Here is a 4,393-nt window from a genome sequence, read left to right as displayed (position 1 = left end):
CTACGATCCGCGACGTCAGCGCCCGCCCGCCGCATTTCAGGTATTCACCGGCCAATTCCTCCCCGGTCACCTTCTTTTCAGTCATGTCGATCCTGAGAATCTTCAAGGCCGCCCTCCAGGTATCTTGCTCTCTTTACGATTGTATATTATCACGGTGGGAAAATAAATAATGGGCGCGTCATCTGCTACCTTCCGCTTTTCCGATCGTGGTATAATCATACAGCGATGAAATAGATTTCCCTGCCGGAGGTGCGCGCGAAATGGCGGAGAAGATTCTCGAAGGAATAAAAGTGCTGGACCTGTCGCAGTTCCTGAGCGGGCCCAGGTGCTCCCAACTGCTGGCGCTGAAGGGGGCGGACGTGGTGAAGGTGGAGTCTCCCCTGGGCGAGACCATGAGGTTGCTGACCCGCTTCATGAACGCGGAGCGCATGATGGGGACGCTGCACCAGAACAAGCGGGCGATAGTGGTGGACCTGAAGAAAAAGGAGGGCGTGGAACTGCTGAAAAGGCTGGCGCGCAGGAGCGACGTGCTCGTAGAGAACTTCGCGCCGGGGCTGATGAAGAAGCTGGGCCTGGATTACGAGGACCTGAAGGAGTCGAACCCGCGGCTGGTGTACGTGAGCATAACCGGCTTCGGGCGCACGGGACCGCTGAGCGGACGTACGGCGTTCGACATCATAGCCCAGGCCAGTTCCGGCATCATGGCGGCGTACAAGATGGAGGGCCGGACGCCGAAGGTGTATTTCGGGGACCTGGTGAGCGGGGCTTATGCGGCCCTGGGAGCGGTGGAGGCGCTGTTCCACCGGGAGCGCACCGGCCGGGGCCAGCTCGTGGACGTCTCCATGCAGGACGTGATGTACTTCCAGAATTTTTCCTGTTTCAGCGACCGCGCCCTGGAGCCGGTGAAGGACAAGATCGAGGGCATCCACGGACCGCGAGTGGAACCATTTCATGGAAGCGATCGGCCGCGCGGATTCTCTCAAGGACCCCAGGTTCTCTAACTTCGTGACCCGCATACAGAACGCCCGCGACGGTATTGCCATGATAGCGCCGTGGGTGGCGGAGCATACGGTGGCGGAGGTGGTTTCGGCGCTGGCTGAAAAGAATATCCCTTGCGCGGAGGTGGCCGCCTTCGAGGCGGTGAATTCCTCGGAGCAGCTTGCGGCGCGCGGGATGCTGGCCCAGGCGCCGGACGAGACGTTCGGCACGGTGGCGGTGCCGGGCGACCCGATTTCCATGAGCGAGGCGCCGAACGAGATACGCTCTTCCTGCCCGAAGCTTGGCAGGCACACGGAGGAAGTGCTCCGGGAATGGCTGGGCGCGGGTGACGATGAAATATCGGCGCTGCGCAAGGCGCGGGCGATAAACTAGGCGCTTGACACTACTGATTTGAAATATGTTTCTTTACTCAAACCTATCGGTTTTGGTCTCTTGTTGTACAAAAAACGACTTGAGAAAAGAATATTTGTAGATATCGGAGTGCGGGTGCGCCACGAAAGGCGCGTGGAACCAGCGGATGAGAGTTTCGCCCGGGGAATTGTCGGTACGCCCCGGTAGCTGTCCGGGCAGAGCGGCGGGGTAACCCGCCGGGCTGAAGCCCCGGAGACAAAGTCCACGAAAGGTGGGCCTGCAAACACGCGGGCCGCAACGCGAGTGAATCCTGAGCAAGCCTCGAAAGTGAAGATGCGAACGCCGACCCATTCCGCACTTGGGGAAGGCCGGAGCGCGTCCGCGAAGCAACCGACGCGGGCGGCGGACGCGGTTCGCCGGGGTAGTGGGAGCGGCACGTGTGGAAGGTTCCGCGGGCAACGTGGGAGGTCCGCCGAAGCGAGGGGTGGCGGCCCTCAACGCGGCGTCAGGCCGCGGCGGAGGCGGAAGTCGGAGAGGCCCATAGTACCGTTGAAGCCGGGTAACGCCGGTGGAGGGAAGGGGCCTCGCTTCCGGGTGCTTTGGAGGGAACTAAAGAGGAGGGATTGGCGATGAGCCTGGCAACCCCCGACAAAATTCTGGCGTTCCAGAAGAAGCTCTACGAGAAGGCGAAGGGCGAGCCGAAGTTCCGGTTTTACCAGCTCTACGACAAGGTGTATCGGGAAGACATTCTGGCCCACGCCTGGCGGATTGCGCGCGCTAACGGCGGCGCGCCGGGAGTGGACGGAAAGACTTTCGCGGCCATCGAGGCGGAGGGGCTGGAGAAGTGGCTGGAGGAGTTGAGGAAGGATTTGCACGACAAGACGTACCGGCCCGACCCGGTGAGGCGGGTGATGATCCCCAAGCCGGGGGGCGGGGAGAGGCCGCTGGGAATTCCGACGATACGGGACCGAGTGGCGCAGACGGCGGTGAAGCTGGTGATCGAGCCGATCTTCGAGGCGGATTTTGAGGACAGCGCGAACGGCTATCGTCCGGGGCGCGGCGCGCTCGATGCGGTGAAGCAGACCCACAAGAGTCTGAAGGAAGGGTTCACGGACGTGGTGGACGCCGACCTGTCGAAATACTTCGACAGCATACCCCACGACAAACTGCTGCTGGCGGTGAAGCGGCGCATCACGGACGTGCATCTTCTACGGCTCCTGGAGATGTGGCTCAAGGCTCCGGTGGAGGAAACGGACGGGAAGGGGAACCGGCGGCTGACCGGAGGAAAGAAGAGCCGGGCGGGCACGCCGCAGGGGGGAGTCATCAGCCCGCTGCTTGCGAACGTCTACATGAACCTGTATCTGCGGCTGTGGCGGAGGCAGGGCAAGGGAGATCTGTTCGCGGCGCGGATTTTCAACTACGCCGACGACTTCGTGATCCTGAGCCGGGGCCGTGCCGCCGGCGCGCTGGAGTGGACGCGGCGCGTGATGGGACGCCTGGGGCTGACGCTGAACGAGGAGAAAACCCGCATCGTCAACGCGCGGGAGGAGACCTTCGATTTCCTCGGCTACACCTTCGGGATGCAGCGGTACACGCGGACGGGGCAACGCTTTCTGACGGCGCAACCCTCGAAGAAAAGCGTGCTGCGGCTCAAGGAGAAAGTGAGAGGGAAACTCGCGCCCGGTAACATGGAACCGATGCCGGAAGTGGTGAAATCTCTGAACCGCACCCTGGACGGCTGGAGGAATTACTTCAGCTACGGGAACACGTACCTGAGTTACCGAGCCATCAACAACTACGTCAGCGACAAAGTGCGATTCTTCGTCAACCGGCGCTGCAAGAAGTCCACGCTGGACTTGAAAGGATTGTCCCTAAGGGTGTTCGATGAGATGGGTGTCACCCGCATGATGAAGGACAAAGCCGCGCCACGCCCGTGAGCCTGTCGTGAAACCGGTCGGAGAGCCGGATGCGGGAAATCCGCACGTCCGGTTCGATGAGGGGAGAGAGGAAACGGAGTCCGGCATGATACATGCTCCCGCGTGGAACGAAAGTTGCGGGAAATACGCCAATCATGCCTTAACCCACCGCGCCTCTTTTCTACTCTACCGGCCCGACGCCGCTTTGAAGAAAACCTCACCCCGAATTAACTGTACAATTCAAGGTCAAATCCCAAATCAACAAATCACCACTGCACGGAATAACCGTTAAGCAACAAATAAACTCATGCCCAAAACGAGGCCTGACCCAGCACCTGCCGGAAGGAGACAAAAAGCTTGAAAGGAAACTTGAGAGGATAAGTGTACAACTCAAGGTCTGACCCCAGGCTTCCGGTCTGACCCCAGGCTTCCCCGGAATAACCGTTAAGCAACAAATAAACTTATGCCCAAAACTATGCCTGTCCCCAGCACCTGCCGGAAGGAGACAAAAAGCTTGAAAGGAAACTTGAGAGGATAAGTGTACAACTCAAGGTCTGACCCCAGGCTTCCCGGCTTGCTCGAATCCGCTGTTGCCGCGCCGCAGTCGGCTTTCGGTGGTGAGTGGCTGCATGACGGTCTGTTCGAAATGGCCGCCGCATATGCTTTTCACATCGCGGAAAACCAGCCGTTTATTGACGGCAACAAACGCACCGGCCTGCTATGCGCCGTCGTCTTCCTCGACATCAACGGAATATCAATTGATTATCCCGACGACCGGCTGTATCAGGCCATGCTTGACATCGCAGAAAAGAAGATGGATAAGAAATCCTTCGCCGACCTTCTACATGATATTTCTAACAGGAAATAGACGTTCGCAGTCAACCCGGTTCAAAACTCAAAAACTCTCGCTTCTACTGAAAACCCGCCGAAATTGCTGTTCCCCGGATTCTTGCAAAAGAAATGACGCTGAAACCGGTGCCTGACCCCAGCGCCCCCAGCAATCGCCGCTTTGCCTTTAAGCGAAACGTATCACCCGGTGAAAACCTCGCGGCGAGCAATCGCCGCGCCGCCGGCAAAACTGGGAGCAAAACTACAGGCTGTTGAAAAACACCCTCAAGGGTGGGTGG

Annotated in this window: 5 protein-coding genes; 4 read left to right on the top strand and 1 reads right to left on the bottom strand. The window is 59.5% G+C overall.

Annotated features, from left to right (window positions below; translation table 11 throughout):
* The first annotated feature begins 260 nt into the window (after positions 1 to 260).
* From WC683_19735 to WC683_19720, 4 genes are all read left to right on the top strand, one after another.
* The gene (locus WC683_19735) at positions 261 to 1,001 is read left to right on the top strand and encodes a CaiB/BaiF CoA-transferase family protein (protein ID MFA4974839.1); all 741 of its coding nucleotides are present in this window, start codon (positions 261 to 263) and stop codon (positions 999 to 1,001) included.
* Entirely contained in the window at positions 952 to 1,371 is a 420-nt protein-coding gene (locus tag WC683_19730) for a CoA transferase (GenBank protein MFA4974838.1), read from the top strand. Before WC683_19735 ends, WC683_19730 begins: the two co-directional genes overlap by 50 nt.
* Positions 1,372 to 1,979: 608 nt before the next feature.
* Positions 1,980 to 3,287: a group II intron reverse transcriptase/maturase gene (gene ltrA, locus WC683_19725; GenBank protein MFA4974837.1), complete on the top strand. Its 1,308-nt coding sequence runs from the start codon at positions 1,980 to 1,982 to the stop codon at positions 3,285 to 3,287.
* A 517-nt stretch (positions 3,288 to 3,804) separates the two neighbouring features.
* On the top strand, positions 3,805 to 4,134 hold the full coding sequence (locus WC683_19720) for a type II toxin-antitoxin system death-on-curing family toxin (GenBank protein MFA4974836.1): 330 nt from the start codon (positions 3,805 to 3,807) through the stop codon (positions 4,132 to 4,134).
* Positions 4,135 to 4,177: 43 nt separating this feature from the next.
* On the opposite strand, the gene WC683_19715 is transcribed toward WC683_19720, so the two are convergent.
* Positions 4,178 to 4,393: hypothetical protein (locus tag WC683_19715; GenBank protein ID MFA4974835.1), on the bottom strand; the 216-nt coding region annotated here is incomplete at its 5' end.

The sequence above is a fragment of the bacterium genome (assembly GCA_041648665.1).
Lineage (GTDB): Bacteria > UBA10199 > UBA10199 > 2-02-FULL-44-16 > JAAZCA01 > JAFGMW01.
This window is presented reverse-complemented; position numbering and strand designations above follow the sequence as displayed.

Bases quoted from the DNA above. Each gene is read 5' to 3' on its own strand.
- ltrA (MFA4974837.1), top strand. From the start codon at position 1,980: ATGAGCCTGGCAACCCCCGACAAAATTCTGGCGTTCCAGAAGAAGCTC.
- WC683_19730 (MFA4974838.1), top strand. From the start codon at position 952: ATGGAAGCGATCGGCCGCGCGGATTCTCTCAAGGACCCCAGGTTCTCT.
- WC683_19735 (MFA4974839.1), top strand. From the start codon at position 261: ATGGCGGAGAAGATTCTCGAAGGAATAAAAGTGCTGGACCTGTCGCAG.